At 58.5% G+C, this 20,277-nt stretch carries 15 protein-coding genes; 10 read left to right on the forward strand and 5 right to left on the reverse strand.

Annotated features, from left to right (window positions below; genetic code table 11):
- Positions 1-451 precede the first annotated feature (451 nt).
- From TBK1r_RS09420 to TBK1r_RS09435, 4 genes are all read left to right on the forward strand, one after another.
- On the forward strand, positions 452-865 hold the full coding sequence (locus tag TBK1r_RS09420) for a GntR family transcriptional regulator (protein WP_145209296.1): 414 nt from the start codon (positions 452-454) through the stop codon (positions 863-865).
- 71 nt (positions 866-936) lie between these two features.
- Positions 937-1,887, forward strand: coding sequence for an ABC transporter ATP-binding protein (locus tag TBK1r_RS09425; protein WP_145209298.1), 951 nt, complete (start codon positions 937-939; stop codon positions 1,885-1,887).
- Positions 1,884-4,400, forward strand: coding sequence for a hypothetical protein (locus tag TBK1r_RS09430; RefSeq protein WP_145209301.1), 2,517 nt, complete (start codon positions 1,884-1,886; stop codon positions 4,398-4,400). The genes TBK1r_RS09425 and TBK1r_RS09430 overlap by 4 nt, the downstream gene beginning before the upstream one ends.
- Positions 4,384-5,682: a hypothetical protein gene (locus tag TBK1r_RS09435; protein WP_145209304.1), complete on the forward strand. Its 1,299-nt coding sequence runs from the start codon at positions 4,384-4,386 to the stop codon at positions 5,680-5,682. Before TBK1r_RS09430 ends, TBK1r_RS09435 begins: the two co-directional genes overlap by 17 nt.
- Before the next feature lie 207 nt (positions 5,683-5,889).
- On the opposite strand, the gene TBK1r_RS09440 is transcribed toward TBK1r_RS09435, so the two are convergent.
- Positions 5,890-6,465, reverse strand: coding sequence for a hypothetical protein (locus TBK1r_RS09440; protein ID WP_145209306.1), 576 nt, complete (start codon positions 6,463-6,465; stop codon positions 5,890-5,892).
- Positions 6,466-6,884: 419 nt separating this feature from the next.
- On the reverse strand, positions 6,885-8,798 hold the full coding sequence (locus tag TBK1r_RS09445; protein ID WP_145209309.1) for a RecQ family ATP-dependent DNA helicase: 1,914 nt from the start codon (positions 8,796-8,798) through the stop codon (positions 6,885-6,887).
- A 270-nt stretch (positions 8,799-9,068) separates the two neighbouring features.
- On the opposite strand from TBK1r_RS09445, the gene TBK1r_RS09450 reads away from it, so the two are divergent.
- The 3 genes from TBK1r_RS09450 to TBK1r_RS09460 all read left to right on the forward strand — a co-directional run bounded on the left by TBK1r_RS09450 (position 9,069) and on the right by TBK1r_RS09460 (position 11,235).
- Positions 9,069-9,551 carry a hypothetical protein gene (locus TBK1r_RS09450; protein WP_145209312.1) on the forward strand — a complete coding sequence of 161 codons (483 nt, stop codon included), beginning with the start codon at positions 9,069-9,071 and terminating at the stop codon, positions 9,549-9,551.
- Positions 9,552-9,650: 99 nt separating this feature from the next.
- Entirely contained in the window at positions 9,651-10,280 is a 630-nt protein-coding gene (locus tag TBK1r_RS09455) for a Uma2 family endonuclease (RefSeq protein WP_145209315.1), read from the forward strand.
- 19 nt (positions 10,281-10,299) lie between these two features.
- Positions 10,300-11,235 (forward strand): hypothetical protein, encoded by a 936-nt coding sequence (locus TBK1r_RS09460; RefSeq protein ID WP_145209318.1) that lies wholly within the window; start codon positions 10,300-10,302, stop codon positions 11,233-11,235.
- Positions 11,236-11,299: 64 nt separating this feature from the next.
- On the opposite strand, the gene TBK1r_RS09465 is transcribed toward TBK1r_RS09460, so the two are convergent.
- Together TBK1r_RS09465 and ftsH are read right to left on the reverse strand one after the other, a co-directional pair.
- On the reverse strand, positions 11,300-12,283 hold the full coding sequence (locus tag TBK1r_RS09465; protein ID WP_145209321.1) for an SMP-30/gluconolactonase/LRE family protein: 984 nt from the start codon (positions 12,281-12,283) through the stop codon (positions 11,300-11,302).
- Positions 12,284-12,312: 29 nt separating this feature from the next.
- A complete protein-coding gene (gene ftsH, locus TBK1r_RS09470; protein WP_145209324.1) occupies positions 12,313-14,424 on the reverse strand; it encodes an ATP-dependent zinc metalloprotease FtsH in 2,112 nt (703 codons plus the stop codon).
- Positions 14,425-14,697: 273 nt separating this feature from the next.
- Between ftsH and dxr the strand changes: the two genes are divergently transcribed.
- The 3 genes from dxr to TBK1r_RS09485 all read left to right on the forward strand — a co-directional run bounded on the left by dxr (position 14,698) and on the right by TBK1r_RS09485 (position 19,137).
- Entirely contained in the window at positions 14,698-15,978 is a 1,281-nt protein-coding gene (gene dxr / locus TBK1r_RS09475; protein ID WP_419581169.1) for a 1-deoxy-D-xylulose-5-phosphate reductoisomerase, read from the forward strand.
- A gap of 8 nt (positions 15,979-15,986) precedes the next feature.
- On the forward strand, positions 15,987-18,128 hold the full coding sequence (locus TBK1r_RS09480; protein ID WP_145209330.1) for a site-2 protease family protein: 2,142 nt from the start codon (positions 15,987-15,989) through the stop codon (positions 18,126-18,128).
- Positions 18,129-18,789: 661 nt separating this feature from the next.
- The gene (locus TBK1r_RS09485) at positions 18,790-19,137 is read left to right on the forward strand and encodes a hypothetical protein (RefSeq protein ID WP_095739365.1); all 348 of its coding nucleotides are present in this window, start codon (positions 18,790-18,792) and stop codon (positions 19,135-19,137) included.
- A gap of 9 nt (positions 19,138-19,146) precedes the next feature.
- On the opposite strand, the gene TBK1r_RS09490 is transcribed toward TBK1r_RS09485, so the two are convergent.
- Positions 19,147-20,256, reverse strand: coding sequence for a molybdopterin-binding domain-containing protein (locus TBK1r_RS09490; protein ID WP_145209333.1), 1,110 nt, complete (start codon positions 20,254-20,256; stop codon positions 19,147-19,149).
- Positions 20,257-20,277 lie beyond the last annotated feature (21 nt).

The raw sequence follows: 20,277 nt of genomic DNA on the forward strand, positions 1-20,277 counted from the left end.
CGTGTGCCGACCGCCATTCTATCAACAATTCCTGGCCTACCCAAAACCGAAAGGCGTGGGCAAGGGGCCACGCAGCGTCCCTCGCGCACGCGTCGGGCTACGTTCACTGCGCTGAATTCATAACATCGACTAACTCGACAGCCCGCTTGCGCCCAATACCGCTGAATCGACAAGGTTTTGACCAGCGCAGGGCCCGTAGGCTCGCGCCCAATGCCACTTAGTTTGACACCAACCGGGGTGTTTTTTGTTAGCGGCAGGGCGCGAGCCCTCCGGTCTTTCACGTTTTTTTCAAGCTGCCACCGGACGGCTCGCGCCGTTCCGCTACCTCCTTCAGATCACCGGGAATCGATGCTCCAAAGCGAGGCCCGATGGGGGCGCAGCGCTTGACACGCCCACCTGACCACGTTACCATCTATCTAGTACACCAGGTATCCGGAGATGTAGCGAAGCGATGCTCTTCACGATTGATCCTTCAAACGGCGTCGCGATTTATTTGCAAATCGTGCGTCAAATCAAATTTGCGATCGCCGAACGGACGTTGCGGCCCGGTCAGCTGATTCCCAGCGTTCGCGCGCTCAGCCAACAGATGACGGTCAATCCGAACACCGTCACCCGGGCGCTACAGGATTTGCAGGCCGAAGGCATCGTTGAAACACTGCGTGGCAAGGGCATGGTCGTCTGTGAGGGTGCGACCGCGACGTGCCGTGTTCAACGCAAAGAAATCATTGCCGATCGAATCGCCGGAGTCTTATCCGAAGCCCTCAGCGCTGGGCTGTCGGGAAAAGAAGTCCAACAGATCGTTTCACGCAAACTGAAGACATTGGAGGGGAAGGTGGCTTCGATTAGTTCACCGGTTCCCGACTGAATTTAAATCTTCCATCGGGTTTACAGACTCCGCCAACGCTCCCAGCACACTCTTCACGCGGCATTCCATTCATGAATCACATTATTGAGACGTCTGATTTGAAAATGCGTTTTCGAGGCTGCGACGCGTTACGCGGTGTTTCGCTGAACGTCGACGAAGGGACTGTTTTTGCGTTGCTCGGCGAAAACGGGGCCGGTAAAACGACGGCCATACGGATCTTGACCGGGTTTCAATTGCCGACATCGGGCACGTGCCGGATCATGAATCTGGATCCTGCAAAGGATGCTTTGGAAATCCGACGCCGAACCGGTTATGTCTCCGACGCACCGGCGCTTTATGACTGGATGGGCGTTGGTGAGATCGGATGGTTCGCGGCCACACTTTACGACGAACAATTTTTACCCCGCTATCAGGAATCCATTCGACGTTATGAGATTCCGGAAGACCGAAAAATTCGTCATTTGAGCAAAGGGCAGCGTGCCAAAGTTGCGCTGTCTCTTTCCCTGGCTCACGACCCCGAATTACTGATTCTGGACGAACCAACTTCGGGGCTCGATCCGATGGTTCGCCGTGATTTCCTGGAAAGCATGATCGATCGCGCCGCGTCCGGACGCACGGTCTTCCTTTCCAGCCATCAGATGGCTGAAGTTGAACGGGTGGCGGACGTCATTGCAATCCTGCACAACGGCAAAGTACGCGTTTGTGAACCCTTGGATACGCTCAAGGATTCGGTCACCGAAGTGGCGATCAGTTTGGAAGATCCGCTCGTTGCGCTGCCGACACTTCCCGCGCCGGCCGAGGTTCTTGGCGAACAGAGCTATGGTCGACAACGCAGCATGGTGGTCCGTCACTACGACTCCGCGATGCACGACTTGTTGGCGACGCGGGTGGGCGTGACCGGTGTTGCCGAGCGAGCGTTGTCGCTGGAGGAAATCTTCATTGCCTTTACCGGCAGGTCGCAATCGCGGAAACCAGTCGATGGTGCTGAGGTGCCGATGGTGACCGAAGGGGGAGTGGTATGACAAAAGGTCTCATCAACAACCGAGGCTTGATTTGGAAAGAAGTTCGTCAGCTCGTTCCACTGGTCGCGACGCTATTCGCCGTCGGCCTTGTCTTGATGCTCGTCTGGCAAATGTCACCGGCTGACATGCGAGAAATGCGTCAACACGGACGCTACATTCCACTGGCGTTGCCAGGATTGTTTGCCGTCGGGGCGGCAGCAGTGACGGTCGGCCAAGAGCGTGATCAAAAGACGATCCTATGGCTCACATCGATGCCGGTCTCACCGGGACGATTGATCCGAATCAAGCTTGCCGTTTGCACCGCTGCACTCGGCGTGATGTGGATCGGTTGCTGGGCACTGATCAAAATTGAATTGATGGTCGGTGCGTTTCCAGGCGGGTTCAGGTTTCCGTTTTTGCCGAATATGAATCAAGAGGTTTTCATCACACGACAGGTTGCGTTCCTGTCCTGGCACCTGCACACTTTGTACATCTTGGTGTGTGGATTCTATACCAGCTGGCGCATCAAGAACTCCTTCGCAGGTCTGATCGCCATCATTCCGTTGGCGTTTGCACCCTTTGCAGTCGTCCACCTCGGTGAATCCATCCGCCGGATGCGCGTCGGATTGACCTTCATGGATCCGGTGACTTCGGATTTAGCGGCCCTTGCGGTCACGCTGGCTGCCACCGTCATTGTCGGCGCACTCGCCTGGCGGGCGGCAATGCGTGTCCTGTCGCCGGCCGGAGCGAAGAAGGAATCAGGGGATGCAAATCGATTGTCCCCCTATGCTGTTTTCGGTTTATCCACTGAGACACCACGGCGTGTTCCCGACCAACCGTTTCGGTCAACAACGTTGGCGATGTTGAGGCAATCCTTCGGCAACAATCGGCTCTCGCTGTTGGGAATTCTGCTCATGATTTTGGTGGGCGTGATTGGCGCGACCGCCGGTGGCCTGCCGTATTTCGGGAGCTCGCGCAGCGGCGGCTCGGTGCAAATCTTCTGCGGCCTGCTGGGCGTCTGCTTCTTGGGTGTGTTTGCGTTTACCGGAGACGGTAGAGCTGAGCGTCTACGCTTTTTCTCCGATCGTGGTGCGTCGTCGGCGAAGCTCTGGCTCGGGCGGCATCTGTTGGCGGTGGGGGTGCTGGGATTCGCATCGTTGCTCTATCTCCTCGTCGGTGTGATCAGCCAATCGATGGAACGCGAAGACCGGTATTACGTTTATATGCCGCCGTTGACGTTAGCCATCCTTCTTGCCGTGTACTGTTACAGTCTTTCCCAATGGGTCGGTCAAACCGTTCGGGGGTTGTCCATTTCATTGATTTTGGCGCCCGCCGCTACGGTCGCTTCTCTACTTACAGCCGGCGCGGTGCTTCCCCAAGGCGGCATGACGACGATCGGGGCGTTCATCACCCTAGCGTTGGCGGTGCTTTGGTACTTCTTGCCGCTGATCGCGACATTGCTGTCGATGCGAGCGTATGCCGATGGGGTGCAGGGGCGAAAACTAGTTGCAAAATCCGTCCCTGCACTTGCCCTGTTCGTCGCGATTCCCTTGTTTCCTAGTACGGTGGAGTATTTTAGCTACCCGATCATCACCGCCGCGCAACGAAGTTCGCTGGCGCATCAGGCGACGAAGGCCAAAACGTCCAGCGGACTGTCGATCCACAGCATTACTTTTCAGACACCGATTGGCGGTAGGCAACTTCCAGACGTGAATCGGTCGGACGGTAGCAAGTCCGCCGTCGCATACGACGACAGGAACTTCTCCGCCGCACATTTGGCAAATGTCTATGCCGATGATGCTCAGAAGCGAGGTGCCATGTGTGACCCGGCGACATTCAATGGAATCCTGTCGCTCGCGTCATTCGCAAAAGTTCAGTTCATGCATTCGCCCAAAGACGAGCACGCGTTGGCTGAGTTGAATGATTGGATGGAGACGATGACGAAATTGGCACGAAGACTGAGACCCAGCTGGCGGGTGATTGATCAAGATCACGCTGATGCGATTGTGAGTTGGGTTGCTGACACGCTTGCCAGCGACCAATACCAAATGCACTTGGACCAGCCCGCTGCGCAGGCAGCACAGGAGCTAATCGCCGACACACAGGGATGGTCGGACGCTCGCCGCCGGGCTGTCTTGATTTCTTGGTACCAATGGAATGAAAAAAGTCAAAGCGGAGCACCTGCGGATCAGTTCGGTGGATACTCGATTGACAGTTGGTATGGAATTCACCGCGGCGGACTGGGCCAGTGGCTCTTTCGAAACCACATGATCGACTCGATCGCGTTCCATTTGCTTGAGCTACTGGACGCCGAAGAACAGGGGCAATCGTCGTTACAACAACGGAAAACCCTGCATGAATTGATCTGCAGAACTTATCAAGTGTTTGAGCGGGGCCCGTACAGCGACCGTGCGCGTCGTAACGGTGCCTCGCAAGCTGCATTGCTGAATACCGAAACTCGGACCAACTATCCCGGAGCCCAATGGTACGCTGCTTGGGAAAAGGAGTTGACGCAGAATGCGATCACAGATTGAAATCCCAGCGCGAAAACGCATGACGCCGCTGGAACGCAGATGGTTGATTGGACTGATTGCGCCTCCGCTCTTGACGGCAGCAGCCGTTGTTTTGGCCGTCGCACTCGTTGTGAAAATGGCTTGGGATTATCAACGCGATGCCACCGGGCCAGGCTTCGGATCCGCAGCAGCCGAGCAAGCGACAGTTTACGACGCCAACACATCGACGGACAATTCGGCAAGATGGGAAACGTTGGCGTTTGCGGTGCAAGGCCTGGAAGTACGGTTTGACGGGTTGCTGGAAACCACCGATCAAGCCGGTGCTTGGCAAATCGCTCCCGATGTGTTGCAACGGTTTTCGGATGAAGCACAGCCACTGATCAATGAAATGAAACAGTTGCTTGCCGACAAAACTCCGGTTTGGAATCCCAGCACTGTTGGCCCGACGTGGGGCATTGAATTGCAGGGCTCACTACCTTTCATGCATCTGTTGGAAATCGAGTTTCATGCTGCCGTTGTCGACAACGATCCTGATCGCGCGTTGGCAGCGTTGCAACTGTTGGTCGACATCGCGCCCGCGCTGGACTATTCCGCGGCGTTTCATTTCTATGTGTGGCACTTGCCCGCGAGTAGCACGCATCAACGATTGATCGCTGAATCACTCAACGTTGGCTTTTGGAACGAGCCCAGCCAACTGACGAGACTTCAGGATCAACTCTCTACGTTTCAGCGAATGAGCGCCGACCGGGCAGGATTGTTCGAACCTTGGGACCATCCGTTCACCCTCGACGTGCACAGTGCGAAATGGGACTACCGAGACGACAACGATTTGCAAAACAGATCGCTGATCGCGAAGCTCGCAGGAGTGGTGGTTGGTGAGGGAACAGCGCGGGAATTGAGTTCGGATCGAATGTCAACCGAAGATGCGATCGGTTCATTGGAGACGGGATTGAAGATGACACGAACGGCGATCGCGATCAAACAATATCGACTGCAGGAAAAACGCTGGCCGTCGGACTTGGGGGATCTGGAAACGATCGGGCTCGGTAATGATGACTACATGGCCGATCTGAGGATTTTCTTTGGTTACGAAGTGGGCAGCGACGCTTACGCCAGGGTTTGGATTCCGAACGATGCAAACGAAAAACCAACCTCGTCCGAAGTGACACCCACTCGCGTGAAGTATTTCGACCATTTCAACAGGCACATTTACCACTACCGCACGATTGCGGTACGCGCCTCGCGTACCGCAGCGGAGCCGACTGGGGAGGACTCGTCGCCTCGTCCACTACCCGAATTTTGAGCGGGGGACTCGTCGCCTCGTCCACTACCCGAATTTTGAGCGGGGGACTCGTCGCCTCGTCCACTACCCAAGAATTGCGTAGGCGGTAGTGGACGAGGCGACGAGTCCTCTCCAACATTCCGACGGTAGTGGACGAGGCGACGAGTCCTCCCCAATATGCCGACGGTAGTGGACGAGGCGACGAGTCCCCTGCTGGCCTTAGGCACTTTACCGGGAAAACAGATTCCATTTCCATTGTTGCATTCCCTGTTTTCTGAGTCGTGAAACAATACGGTCGAATCGATCCCAGTGATCTGCCGCAAATGCTTTCAGCTCGGGGTAGCCAGGAACGAGACAGCCTGTGAAGGCGTATTTCGCAAACTCACCAATTTTCACGAGTCCACTCCGTTCAGGATTCCTGGCGACGTACTCACAAAGTTCTCGAAAGTTCGCTTGCATTCGTTCTTCTTGCTTCAAGACATGATCGTAGGCTTGGTCCTGAAGCGCGAACCCGACTCGATGCAGCGAATCCTCGCATCGTGGACGAAAGTGCTTCATCGCGTTGAGCTGATCGCATTCTGAGTACACTCCCATCCAAACCATGTGGATGTGGTCGGGCATGAGGCAGTAGATCGGACAGACGATTCCATATCGAAACATCGTATGCGTCACGAGTTCGCGGAATTGGCAATAAAATGCCGAGCTAAGCCAGCCTTCGCGGCGATCCCGAATCGTGATCGTCCAATGAACAATCGCTTCTCCCTGGTAGTATTCTCTCGACAGGCGTTTCAAGTGATCGCGCATGATGAGTTGAATTAGGTAGTGGACGACGCGAGGAGTCCTGCGTTTAGGTGTGCTGGACAATTAGTAATTGTCGGGGGGACTCGTCGCCTCGTCCGCTACCCGAAAATTGAGCGGGGGACTCGTTGCCTCGTCCCTACGCGAGTATTGAGCGGGGGACTCGTCGCCTCGTCCACTACCCGAAAATTGAGCGGGGGACTCGTCGCCTCGTCCACTACCCAAGAATTGAGTAGGCGGTAGTGGACGAGGCGACGAGTCCTCGACCCGAGAATTGAGTAGGCGGTAGTGGACGAGGCGACGAGTCCTCGACCCGAGAATTGAGTAGGCCGTGGTGGACGAGGCGACGAGTCCTCGACCCGAGAATTGAGTAGGCCGTGGTGGACGAGGCGACGAGTCCTCGACCCGAAAATTGAGCGAACCTGCTATCCGTCACACGCCAGGGTGATACGGATTTCGTCGTAACTGACTTCGCCGCCCAAGTGATCAAAGATCGGTTTCATTTTTCCGTCGCCGGCTAAATGCTTGTTTGCCAAGACGCGTTGGGCTGATTCAGGTTTCACCCAGAGCGTCGGATCATTGATGCCGTGGTGCCGGATGTAATCGGCCAGATACTTGACGATCGTGCTTTGGGCGCGGGACATCTTTTGAGCGACCGATTCGATCGAATCGCCCGAACGAAAGTAATCAAACGCGGCCAATGAGCTGATGGCGGGGACGAAGGAGACACTCCCATCGGCAGACTTCTTGCTGCGTCCGGTGGCCGTCAACTTGGGCGTCCCTTGACCACGCAGCAGACGCCGGCCTGATTCGGTCGGCGCCAGCGTTTTGTAGGAGCCACTGCGACGGAGGTATTTCTGGCTGATCAGCTGTTGGATCCACACTTTGATCGCCATCGGACCATGGTCGCCGAGGGCGCCGAAACTGTTCAGCCGGTCGTGATTGGACTGGAAGATACGTTTGTCGGATTTTCCCGCCAGCACGCGGGCGACATGTCCGGCACCGTACTTTTGTTTCAACTCCTGCACGCACGCGACAACGGTTCGCGCGATGTCGGACGACTGGTCGTGCAATTCCAACTCGCCCAGGCAAACATCACAGGCGCCGCAACGCATCACGCCGTAGTCCTGTCCGAAGTATTCGACGATCGCTTTATGCCGACATTTGACGTCGTTACAGAGTTCAAACATGGCCTGTAGCGAATCTCGGGCGACTTGACCGGCTTCGCCGTGCATCACGTCGCTCCAGATCAGGAAGTCACGTGGACTGTGCAGCAACACGCACTCCGCATCCAGCCCGTCGCGACCGGCTCGACCGCTTTCCTGCTGGTAGTGTTCGACGGACTTGGGCATCCCGGTGTGAATCACAAACCGAATATTCGCTTTGTCGATTCCCATGCCAAAGGCGATCGTGGCGACGACGATGTCGCAGCGACCCTGCATGAAACTGTCTTGGTTCGCCTTCCGCTGCGGCGCGGTCAGGCCGGCGTGGTACGGTTTGGCTTTCAACCCCAGCGTCCGCAACGCCTGGGTCGTCGTATCGACTTCGCGACGGCTGAGACAATACACGATACCCGACTGGCCCCGGTGACGATTGACGACCTCCATGATCTGCTGCATCTTTTGCCGAGAGCGGATCATCCGATACGTCAGATTCGGGCGATCAAAATTTCCGATCAGAAAACTCGGCTCGCAAAGCCCCAGCTGGCGAGCGATGTCACGGCGGACCGGCTGCGAAGCCGTTGCGGTGAACGCATGAACGGACGCCTCGGGGAACACCTGCTTGAGCGTCTTGAGCTGCTGATACTCCGGGCGAAAATCGTGCCCCCATTGGCTGACGCAGTGTGCTTCATCGATCGCGAAATAGCGGACACATTGCTGCTGACGCAAGAAACCGAGCGTCTTGGGCGAGAGCAAGCGTTCGGGGGCCAGGTACAGCAATCGAAGTTCGCCGCGACGAATTCGTTCGGCAACCTCCCGCTTTTCCGTTTCGTTTTGCGTGCTGTTGATCAGCGCCGCCGGAACTCGCTTTTCCCTCAGCGCATCAACCTGGTCCTTCATCAACGAAATCAGCGGCGAGACGACGACCGCAAGCCCCTGGTCGCGCGGGCCGTCACTGTGGCGGCCGTCACTGTGGCGGCCATCACTGTGGCGGCCGTCACTGCGGGAACCATTGTTACACAGTGCCGGGGCTTGAAAGCAAATCGACTTGCCGGCTCCGGTGGGCAGCACCGTCAAGCTGTCACGGCCAGCGAGAATGGTCTCAATCGACTGCTCTTGAAGCGGGCGAAATGAATCGTAGCCCCAAACGTTCTTCAACACACACCGTACATCATCCATCGGTCTTTCCCTGAAAACTTGAGTGCAATTGACAAAAGTGATCGGGTAGTCCGATGGCTGGTGTGGGACTCAAAACGTCCCCGCGCCCAGCGGCGATCAGTTCGCTGGGCGAATCATTGCAAGTCGGCGGGATCAAGTCAACTATTTTTTCAACGCGATGACCCGCGATGATCGCAGCGGACAGGATCATCCTCCGCATCACCAACGCTTCCGATAGAATGAACGCTCCGCATCGCAAATTCCTGTTTCGATGAGCCTTACCGGATGACCGTGCCCGAATCTTTCCACTACGTCCATCTGCCTTGCGGCGAGTTCACCGAGATCCGTGGCCCCGAGTTTGAATCGGTCGCCAATCCGCTCTCGGGAATTCAGACCACACTCTGCGCCCACTGCGGACAGCAAGACGATGTGGAAGAGTTTTGCTGGGAGGGCTCGGAGGAAACGATCGCCGACTACTACCACCGACTGTTGCTGCAAATCCCGGAACAGGAACTCGACCGAGCCGGCCGCGCGGGGATGTTCAAGTACTTGATCATGGGCGGCATTGGCGGATTCGCCGCCGGCTTGTTCATCGGATTGATTCTGGGGAGACTAGGGCCGATCGTGGCGATTGTCGGTGGATTGATCGCCGTGTTGTTGTTGACGACGCTCGGCGTGTTGATGGGGTTCCTGCACTTCGAAAACAACGTCGTGGCCCCGGTCGTCAAGAAGTATTGGAACGTGGACGACGTTCGGCTGCTCGTCCAGCAATGATCGACTGCTGGTTTCCAGACTTTGCATCGCATCGAGTCGGAGTCTATGCTGGAAACGCTCTAGAACTCGAACCGCCCCCTCATTTTAGTCCAGCAAGTGATGTCCAGCGAGCCGCGAGCGAGCCAAGCCGGCGAACTCACTTGGGAAATCGCCAACCTCTATCCTCGGCAGGGAGCATGGTCGGAGTCGGATTACCTGAGTTTGGACGCTGGGCGACTGGTCGAGTTTGACGGTGGTTTCTTGGAAATCCTGCGCATGCCGACGGAATTGCACCAGGCCATCACACTCTTCCTCTGGCTTCAGCTTCAAGCCTTCATCAAAACCAACAGCCATGCGCAGGGCGTATGCTTGGTCGCTCCACTGCCGGTTCGTTTGTGGGAGGGAAAGTTTCGTGAGCCTGATGTGATGTACATGTCAGCTGAGAACCGCGAGCAACGGACTGCCAAGTATTGGAAGGGCGCCGACTTGGTGATGGAGATTGTCAGCGAGAACGATCCGGATCGCGACTGGGTCGAGAAGCGGCACGATTATGCGAAAGCCGGCATCAGCGAGTACTGGATCGTCGATCCGCGTGATCGCAGCATCACCGTTTTTGGGCTCGCCGAATCCGTATCCATCTACCACGAGCTGAGCCGAAACATCGACGGCCAACAGGCACCGTCGCGGTTGCTGAACGGATTTGTCGTAGATGTATCCACCGTGTTTGATCGCCCCGAACTGACACAGTAGCAGCGGCCGACGGAAGATCATGCTCCAACCCAATCAAACGTGTCGCGACGGCCATTGGAGTCATTGGTGCTGGTGGACGGCGCTGGCGTTGCTCGTGTTCGGTCTGCCACAATGCAGTTTGCTGGTCATCAAAGCGATGGTCTGGATTCCGCTGGGCAACATCATGAACGATCCTGAGGAGATCGCGATCAGCTTTGCGATCTATGGTGTTTCAACGGCGATCTCGTTCGCGTCGAGTCTGGTGATCCTGGCCGCCATCTTGCTCCTTGCCGGACGCGGTTGGCAGCGTTTATTGATGGCGGCCGGTTTTGTGGCCGTGCACTGTCTGGTGACGGGACTCGTGCTGCTCGCCACAAATTTCCGCTGGATCCAACTCGCGATGCAAAGCGACACGGAGTACCTGCGCGTGGTCTCGCACCTGCTGATGTCTCCGGCCCTCTCGTTTGCCTCGGTGTTTCCGGCCGCGGTCATGCAGTTTTTCAGCGGATGGACGATCACACGCGGTCGACAGGCTCCCAAAACTCACGTCGTCAACGTGCTCGCGCTGATGGAATGGGTACTGGTCAGCGCGCTGATTTTCACCTTCGTTCGACTGTCGTTTGTCGCCAATTATCAGTCCAACGTCGATGTGTTGTTTTATGAAGCCTTGATCGTGATGTTGCCGGCGATCGGAGTGGGGATCGTCACGATGCTGCTGTTTCGCTGGCTGCTGCGAGCAGACGGGCAACCGCGCCGCTTTGGAATCATCGTGATGATCGCGTTGATCCATGGTGCCGTCTTCGCCGCCGCCGTGGTCACGCAACAGATCAAGGACAATGGCATGGGGCAAGATCTGACTTTGCACTACAGCGTCGCCCCCTTGTCGACGTGCGCGACCGGAACACTGATCGCCACCGCCGTCGTCTTCTGCCTCCGGCGGCTCGGCTATCGAATGCACGCCAGCGGGAAGCGTTAGCGACCGGCGCGTAGGGAACTGGACATTCACGCGCGCCACTGGCTGACGCCACGTGCTGAGGTGATCACTTCATCTTCACGCGACACAAGAAGTTGTCCGCGGTGATGTACAGGTACGCTTCTTCGGCATCGAAGGTGCAATTGCTGACGCGACCGCCGGTGATGATGCGACCGAGTAACTTGCCGGCGGGCGAGAGCACGTAGATCGCGCCCGGGCCGCTGCCGAAGATCGTTCCATCTTTTTTGACGGTCATCCCGTCGGGAAGTCCCGGATAGTCCTTCATCGCCTCTTTGGCATCGTGCAAGACCTTTCCCTGGCCCAGCTTGCCGTCATCACCGATCGGAAACGCCATCCAGATCGGGCGTTCGGGATCACTTTGCGCGACGTAAAGTGTTTTCTCATCCGGCGACAACGCGATCCCGTTGGGCCGCGTCATCTCTTTTGTCAGCAGCGTCAGCGTTCCGTCGGCGCCAAGTCGGTAGACGCCACAGAAATCCAGTTCGCGTCGCGGGTCCTCGGCGCGTTCGGGTAAACCGTAAGGCGGGTCGGTGAAGTACAGATTGCCGGAGTTGTCGAACGTCAAATCATTGGGACTGTTCAGCCGCTTTCCTTGGTAGCGATCGACCAAGGTCCGTTTGCCGCCGCCGCGGGTGAGCACCGAAACACGACGGTCACCGTGCTCGCACATCGTCAACCGATGTTCCGGATCGAGTGTCAGTCCGTTGGATCCGGGTTCCAAGCCGTAATAACTGACACCGGTGTAGCCGCTCGGCCGCATGAACAATTCGACGCCGCGCGACTGGGACCAACGGAAGATACTGTTGCGTGGGATGTCGGAGAACAGCAAATGGCCGCCTCCATCGTCCGCGATCCAGACCGGCCCCTCGGTCCAGGTGAACCCCCCCGCCAGCACTTCAATCTTGGTGGCGGCGTCGGCATAGGTTTCCATCTCCGGCGCCAACACTTCGATCTGGCCGATGGTGGAGGGCGTTTGTGCGACGCCGCAGGTGGCGAGACCGAGCAACAGCAGACTGAGTAGTTTTCGCATCGAGTTGAATCAAAAGGAAAGGAAGAGCGTTATTCCGCGTCCTTTAGTGTATCCAAATCGTTTTCCGGTTTGCGAATTTGTGCCCGAGGTTTTTCGGTAATGGTTCCGGGGACCAACCAGGGGCCGGTGGAATGTTCGTTGATGATGCGGAACAGTTCGGTGTTGTCGATCGACTCGACCTCCAACAACCGTTGCGTGATCGCTTCGAGCACCTCGCGCCGCTGGGTTAAAATTTCGCGGGTTTGGGTGAGTGCGTCCTCGACGATCCTGGACACTTCCTTGTCGATCAGTTTGGCGGTGTCTTCCCCGTACGTCATGCTGTGTCCGTTGCCGCCGGATCCGGTCAGAAACGGCGACGCGGTGCTGCGGCGATAATTGATCCGTCCCAGTCGGCTCATGCCATAGTCCATCACCATGCTGCGGGCGATTTCGGTGCAGCGTTCCAAGTCGTTTTGGGCGCCGGTGCTGATGTCCTGCAACACCATTTCCTCGGCCAAGGTGCCGCCCAGCAAAACCTTCATCCGGCTTTCCAATTCCAGCTTGGTCATCAAATAACGCTCGGATTCGGGACGCTGCATGGTGTAGCCCAGCGCAGCAAACCCGCGGGGGATGATGCTGACCTTGTGCACCGGATCGGTGTTGGGCAGTGCGGCGGCGACCAGAGCGTGGGCGGCTTCGTGATAGGCCACGCGGATCTTTTCGTCTTCGTTCATCACACGGTTTTTCTTTTCCAAGCCGGCGGTCACGCGATCGACCGCTTCGTCGAACTCGGTCGTGCTGACGGCCGATTTGTCCGACCGCGCCGCCAACAACGCCGCTTCGTTGACCAGATTGGCCAGGTCGGCGCCGACAAAACCGCTGGTGATCGACGCGATGTGTCGCAGATCGACATCGTCGTCCAATTTCACGCTGCGGACGTGGACCTTCAAGATCGCTTCGCGGCCGGCGAGATCGGGCCGGTCCACCAAGACTTGGCGGTCAAAACGCCCCGGACGCAGCAACGCCGGGTCGAGCGTTTCGGGGCGGTTGGTGGCCGCGACCACGATGACTCCGTTGTTGGAATCAAAGCCGTCCATTTCGACCAACAAGGCGTTGAGCGTTTGCTCTCGTTCGTCGTGGCCGCCGACCACGCTGCCCGAACGGCTTTTGCCGAGCGCATCGAGTTCGTCGATGAAAATAATGCACGGCGCGCGGCTGGTCGCCTGCTGAAACATATCGCGAACCCGCGCCGCACCGACGCCGACGAACATTTCGACAAAGTCGCTGCCGGACAGGCTGAAGAACGGCACTCCGGCTTCACCGGCGATCGCCTTGGCCAACAGCGTCTTGCCCGTCCCGGGCGGTCCGACCAGCAACACGCCCTTGGGGATTCGGCCGCCGAGCGCCTGGTATTTTTCGCTGTTCTTGAGGAAGTCCACGACCTCGCGGACCTCTTCGACCGCTTCGTCAATGCCCGCGGCGTCTTCGAAGGAGATCGACAGGTCTTCTTGGCCGTGCAGTTTGCCGCGGCTGCGGGAGAATGACATCGGAGAACCGACTCCGCCGATTCGCCGCAACATGATCACGCCGATCGCGATGATCGCGCCGAGCATGAATAGATTGAACCAATTGTCCGCCAACCATCGATTGGGGCGGGCGTTGTCCCAGGTTACCCCCGAGTCCCGCAAGATCTGGTCAAAGTAGGCGTCCTGGGTTTCGTTCTGCACGCGGATGGTCTTGAAATCCGTCTTCGTCGGCACGTTCTCGGGGTCATCCTCTGCTTTCCGGCCCGATCCCAACGAGCGATACATCACCGTTCCGGTGATTTCTTCGTCGCCGAGTAACACGAGCTGTAAATCAGAAAACTCCAGCTGAATCTTTGGATCCTTGGGCGAATCGACCACCACGCGAGGCGTTGCCGGCTGGCCGCCTTCGCGTTCGATTTTCTTTTGTTTGGCATGTTCGACGAGCAGCTTGGCCAAGTCGGGGTAACGCAGCGAGCGGGTGTTCTGGCCGAACAGCAGGGCGCTCATCATCACCGCCAGGATCACGCCGATGATGACCAACCAAACGCCACCGGTCCGCGTTTCGCGCGACGGCGCGTCGCCGCCTCGGTTGTTTTGGTCATCGGAACCGCGATTGGATCGTTTCTTGTCACTCATCGAAGATTGATATCTGCGTCGAAAGATGGGAAAGAGAGGCGACGTCGGTCACCGAGGCGTTTGGTGGTTCGGCCCAGACACGCGACGTCCGCGTGGTGCGAATCGAGCAAATTAATCGAATCCAACCAAATCACACGCCATTGTTCGGTCCAATGGCACGCGGGACAACCCAGCGCGGGCCGAGCATAACGCAAGGTCGGGTCGTAACAATCGAACGGATCGTCCATGATAAAGGTTTCAAGGGATTCTACCGGAGCTGATGGAACCGTCACCGTGACCAAACTCTCAACCGCCCCCCCCTGCGAATCCGAGTTGCCTGCCGACCGTTCCAAGCGATCGACGGTCAACGTTGCGGTCCTGGGGGCGACCGGCAGCATCGGCACTTCGACCGCCGAAGTGATCGGTCATTTGAATCGCATCGACCCGGACCATGCATGGCGGTTGTGGGCCGCATCGGGGCACAACAATCTGGACGTGTTGGAAACGCTGGCCGGACAGGCCTGTCGAGACGGCCGAGCACCGGCGCGTCTGATTTTTTCCGATCCCTCATCGATCTCGCCCGAAACGGCGCTGCGGCGATTTGAATCGCTGTTGGACCATCCGGGCGGGCTGCGGTTCGGCCCCGACCAGCTGGTCGACGCCGCACGCGATCCCGAAGTCGACGTGGTGGTGGCAGCGATCGTCGGCCGTGCGGGACTGGAAAGTACCGTCGCGGCGGTCGAAGCCGGCAAACGCGTGGCGCTTGCCAACAAGGAAACACTGGTCGTGGCCGGCGGCCTGGTCAGCGAGAAAGTGGCCCAATCCGACGCCCAGCTGCTGCCGGTCGACAGCGAGCACTCGGCGATCTGGCAGTGCATCGCGCACTCGCCGAGCCCCGCCAAGCGGCTGATTCTGACCGCCAGCGGCGGCCCGTTTCGGTCCGCCAGCGCGGCGGAGATGCGAAACGCCACGCCGGACTGCGCCCTGGCGCACCCCACCTGGCAGATGGGGCGGAAAATTTCGATCGATTCGGCGACAATGATGAACAAGGCGTTGGAGATCATCGAAGCCAGGTGGCTGTTTGACGTCTCGGCCGACCAAATCGAGGTGATGATCCATCCGCAGTCGATCATTCATTCGATGGTGGAATTCCAAGACAGCTCGGTGCTCGCCCAACTCAGTCCACCGGACATGCGATTGCCGATTCAGTATGCTCTGACGCACCCCCGTCGTCTGCCTTGTCCGACGCCGCCGCTGGATCGCCAACAGACCTGGGATTTGAGTCTTCAACCGGTCGATTTGGATCGTTTTCCGGCGTTGACACTCGGTTTTGAGGTCGCCAGGGCCGGCGGAACCGCCGGCGCGGTGGTCAATGCGGCCAATGAAGTCGCGGTCGGTCTATTCCTGGACGGCGAAATTCGGTTTACTGACATCGTCCCCCTGTGCCAAAAAATGCTCGAAAACCACACCTTCGAGCAGCGGCCCGGTTTGGCCCGTCTGCTGGAATTAGACCAATGGGCACGCCAAGAAACGCGGCATTGTGCCGAACGCCTTACATCCCCTCCTCGTAGATAACCAACGATATGATCAGCGATCTGTTCCTCCTGCTAGCCGAATCCGAACCGGAGGGTCTGATGGCGGTGGGAAGCAAATTCCTGCTTTGGACGCGGGTGGCGCTCGGCATCGGCCTGGTCATCTTCGTCCATGAACTGGGGCATTTTGTCGCCGCGAAGACCTTCGGCGTCAAATGTGAAAAGTTTTACGTGGGCTTCGATCCGCCGATGAAGATCGGCCCGATCAAGCTGCCGTCGACGCTCGGCAAATTCACCTACGGCGAGACGGAATACGGGATCGGAATCATCCCGCTGGGCGGCTACGTCAAAATGCTCGGCCAGGACGATGACCCGCGCAAGATGAAAGACGAAGCCGCCCGAGCGCGGCAGTTGGCCGGCGACGAAGAGGTCGATGACGATCAGGACGGTCAATCGGACGCGTCCGCAGCGAGCGAACTGGCGGAATTGGATCCCCGCAGCCTGCCGGCCAAACCCGTCTGGCAACGCATGATCATCATGAGTGCCGGAGTGTTCATGAACGTCGTGACCGGTGCGATGTTCGCCGCCGCCGCGTTCTTTTATGGCGTCCCCTACACCCCCGCCATCATCGGCGGCGTGACCCCGGGCGGCCCCGCCTGGCAAGCCGGAATCGAACCCGGCGGACAAGTCGTCTCGGTCGACGGCATGGACGACGCCCAAATGCACTTCCGCGAGATGCGTTCGGCGATCTTGCATGCCGGGTTGGAAACCCCGGACCGCCCGATCCCGTTGACGGTCGCCTTCGACAGCCGCAATGTTCAATACGAACTCGTCACCCAGCCCCATCCGCTGCAGAACCGGTTTCGGATGATCGGCATCACCAGCCCGACATCGACCACGCTCAGCGATTCCGAAAACGCGGCCCCCCGCAGTGTCGCCGCAGACGTGTTGACCAAGCAAGATCTGGGCGCGACGATCGTCTCCTTTAACGGCACACCGATCGACGAAAACGCGATGGTCCCCGGCACGCCGTTGTTCGACTATCTGAACACACATCCCGATCAATCGATCCAATTGGGACTGCGTCGCGCCGACGGCAGCAATCACGTCGTCGAATTGCCGCCGCAGCAATCCAAATGGATCGGGATTCGCACCGCCGCCGGACCGGTCACCGCACTGGTCACCAACGGCCCGGCCGAAAAAGCCGGGCTGAAAGTCGGCGATGTGATCGAAGCGGTGGGCGATGTGACGTCGCCCGACGGAGAGGAATTGGTGCTGATCCTTGCGCAACGCGAGCCGATCGTGTTGACGGTGCGTCGCGGAGAAGAAACGCTGGAAATCGAAATCACTCCCGACGATTCTCCGCAAACCCTCTCGCCCACCTACGGTACCGGCGACAAGGCATCGATCAACGCCTACGGTTTTGCCTTCGATTTGCCCGCCACGGTCAGCGCGTTCGACCGAGCACTTTTGGTCAAGGGCGACGAACTGCAACCGACCGACGAACTGAAGAGCATCACGCTGCTGGCGAGCAACGAATACCCGGATGATTTCTCGACCGGTCCGCTCGCCGGCCTGGTCGAAGAACTGTCCAAGGGATGGAAATTTGATGAAGTCCAGACGGCGGCCGGGTTCTTTGAATCGATTCAATCACTTCCCGAAGGAACCGAGTTCAAAGTGTTGGCCGAACGTGCCGAAACCGGTGTGATCGTCGAATCGGTGGTGAAACTGACGACAGATCAACGCGTCCGGTTCGAACGCGGACTGGGCTTGGTCGCAGCCGAAGAAATCCAGACGGCGAGCTCGTTGAAGGAAGCGTCGGTGCTGGGGATTCGTGAATGCCGGCGCCGACTCGGCGAAGTCTTTCGGTTCCTCAACATGCTGGTCCACGGCAGCGTCAGCAAGGATCAAGTCGGCGGGCCGATCAAGATTTTCCAAGTCGCCGGTAGCGAAGCCGAACGCGGCGTTTCGGCTCAACTGCTGTTCTTGACGATGCTCAGCATGAACCTGGCGGTGCTCAATTTCTTGCCGATCCCCGTCCTGGACGGTGGCCACATGGTGTTTCTGATCTGCGAAGCGATCATGGGGCGTCGTGTGAACGAAGAACTGGAGATGCGTTTGACGCTGGTCGGCGGGCTGATGCTGCTGGCGCTGATGGTGTTCGTGTTTTTCAATGATTTGATCAATATCTAGGCCGAGTGGGTCGTCGTTGGAGGATCCGCCGTTCGGCGCTGACGAAGGTAGCGGAACGGCGCGAGCCGTCCGATGTCGCACGATCATCAGCCGTCGCTCTCGGGGCGGCGTGATTCCGTCTCTTCCGTCTGTAGCGGCGTGGCCGAACGCAACGGTCGCCGCCAACGTGCCTGTTGCGACTGTCCTCCACGTTGCGAGCGTGGTTCTCGTTGAACGTATCAATCACTGTGCACCGCCGCCCTCACGGTGCTGTCTCCACATTCGCGACAGTTTCGTGCATGAGTTCCACTGGGGCGTCGATATGACAGTTGTTCGATTAACCCTCGAATCGATTTGCAACTGACGACCCTCCCTCCCTACGTCGGTTGAGATCGCGGCGCATCGGAGCATCGACGTCTGCCGTCCTGACCCCAAAAACTATCTGATCACGTTCGATCCCTACGATCGGCGCGACGATGGTTGGGCAGACGTCGCTGCTCGCCCGCGGTTCCTTCCAACGCATCATCCGGTCGCTCGCCGCCTCCCAATCGGCAGTTTCTGGCTGAAAAACCATTGAGGGCTCTCTCGGTTGCTGCGCGCCCTCTCCCAACGACGCGTGGTTCATGGGTCAATCGATGCCTTCCCACTTCGATATAGCGCCACTCCCTTTTTAGGAGGCACCATGGCCAAGAAAGACACCTACCGCGTGGTTACACGCGGCCGTGATGGTTCGTTGATGATTTCCGATTATCCCTCCATCGCTCCGCTGATGCAGTCGCATCAGCAGATCGGCATTGATGACTGCAGCACCGACCTGGCACTCCGCGGGATGCCCGTGTTTCGCGGCCTGATCGGCCCGATGCCCGAAGGCAAAAATATCGTGCGTTACGAAACGCCCGAGGTTTTTGAAGTGTTGACCAAAGAGTGGATGAACGCGAAACCTCGCAAGCGTCGACGTCGCACCGCGGCACAGATCGCCGAAGAAGCCGCGCTCGCGCTGGAACTGGAGTCGCAAATGGCGTCGTCCTAGCAGAATCTGCTACGCGTCACCGAGCACTCGTTGCAGCACGTCGGCTCGACGGGGATCGGTCGAGTCCGTCCAGCCGGCCAACGGCAGCGTGACCGAACCATCGCCGCGAATCGTCGTGTCCGCATGATGGACACCCGGTACGGCGGCGGGCAGGTAGGCGTGCGCGAGCGACTGGCCGGGATCGACGCCGCCGATTTGTAGACGCACCGGAGCGGCGTCACCGACCGGACTGCCGACGCGAATCGTCGCAACGGGCGGTGACGACAATTCCGACGGCGAGACTTGATTGTTCCGCCAACGGATCACGGTGCGCAAATTCTGGTCAGCGGTCAGCCGCAACAGGGTGACGCGTGAGACGATCGGATCGTCGCCTTCCTGCTCGCCGGTGATCGGCAACGCCGCCTCATTCCAGCGGGCGATCCAGCGCAACAACATCTCGCCGGCGATCACTTCCTCGCCCGATTCAAACGCTGCCTCACCGACCACCACCACGGTGGAACGACTGTTTCGAAAATGCTCGTGCAATCGATCGGGTTCCGCCCCGCTCGGGTCGATCGCCGCCGGGTTGCCTGCCGCGTCGTTTGCCAAGCCGCCCAGCAGTTCGTGCAATCGTGAAAACAGACCGATCGTCGCCGTGGGCGTGTATTCCAGCGCCGCGCCGGACTGATTCAACCGTTCTTTCAATCGCGGCGTGTGCTGATCCAGATTGCCGATCACCCAGAAATACTCGGCACGACGGACTGCGTCGCCCAGTGTGGTGCCGAGCAAACCGTCACGGGCAATCGTTTGATCGAGCGCCCGTGCGGAGGCGGCATCGGCGATTCGCAGTTGGATCCGGCCCTCGGCGACCAGCGTCTCCAACAGTTTGGCTTCCGCGATCGTCGCCCCGTTGAATTCCACGACCGGAGTCGGGTGCAGCGACAGCGATTCACCCAACGCGTTCCAATCGATCGAATCGATCGACTCCGATCCGATTCTGGCCGGGAGCGTTTGAACCGCCGCGGCCAATTCGAGTTGAGCCAGTTCACAGGGCACATCCGTCTCGCCACTGGCAACATCGACGCGCACGTCATCGCAGCACAGCGGGCAAAACGGACAGACGATCGGATCGCTGGGCATGGCTATGCCTTAGGGGTGCTG

The organism is Stieleria magnilauensis, from assembly GCA_007753675.1.
In the GTDB taxonomy this organism is placed as follows: Bacteria; Planctomycetota; Planctomycetia; order Pirellulales; family Pirellulaceae; genus Stieleria; species Stieleria magnilauensis.

Bases quoted from the DNA above. Each gene is read 5' to 3' on its own strand.
- TBK1r_RS09420 (WP_145209296.1), top strand. From the start codon at position 452: ATGCTCTTCACGATTGATCCTTCAAACGGCGTCGCGATTTATTTGCAA.
- TBK1r_RS09425 (WP_145209298.1), top strand. From the start codon at position 937: ATGAATCACATTATTGAGACGTCTGATTTGAAAATGCGTTTTCGAGGC.
- TBK1r_RS09430 (WP_145209301.1), top strand. From the start codon at position 1,884: ATGACAAAAGGTCTCATCAACAACCGAGGCTTGATTTGGAAAGAAGTT.
- TBK1r_RS09435 (WP_145209304.1), top strand. From the start codon at position 4,384: ATGCGATCACAGATTGAAATCCCAGCGCGAAAACGCATGACGCCGCTG.
- TBK1r_RS09440 (WP_145209306.1), bottom strand. From the start codon at position 6,465: ATGCGCGATCACTTGAAACGCCTGTCGAGAGAATACTACCAGGGAGAA.
- TBK1r_RS09445 (WP_145209309.1), bottom strand. From the start codon at position 8,798: ATGGATGATGTACGGTGTGTGTTGAAGAACGTTTGGGGCTACGATTCA.
- TBK1r_RS09455 (WP_145209315.1), top strand. From the start codon at position 9,651: ATGTCCAGCGAGCCGCGAGCGAGCCAAGCCGGCGAACTCACTTGGGAA.
- TBK1r_RS09460 (WP_145209318.1), top strand. From the start codon at position 10,300: ATGCTCCAACCCAATCAAACGTGTCGCGACGGCCATTGGAGTCATTGG.
- TBK1r_RS09465 (WP_145209321.1), bottom strand. From the start codon at position 12,283: ATGCGAAAACTACTCAGTCTGCTGTTGCTCGGTCTCGCCACCTGCGGC.
- ftsH (WP_145209324.1), bottom strand. From the start codon at position 14,424: ATGAGTGACAAGAAACGATCCAATCGCGGTTCCGATGACCAAAACAAC.
- TBK1r_RS09480 (WP_145209330.1), top strand. From the start codon at position 15,987: ATGATCAGCGATCTGTTCCTCCTGCTAGCCGAATCCGAACCGGAGGGT.
- TBK1r_RS09485 (WP_095739365.1), top strand. From the start codon at position 18,790: ATGGCCAAGAAAGACACCTACCGCGTGGTTACACGCGGCCGTGATGGT.
- TBK1r_RS09490 (WP_145209333.1), bottom strand. From the start codon at position 20,256: ATGCCCAGCGATCCGATCGTCTGTCCGTTTTGCCCGCTGTGCTGCGAT.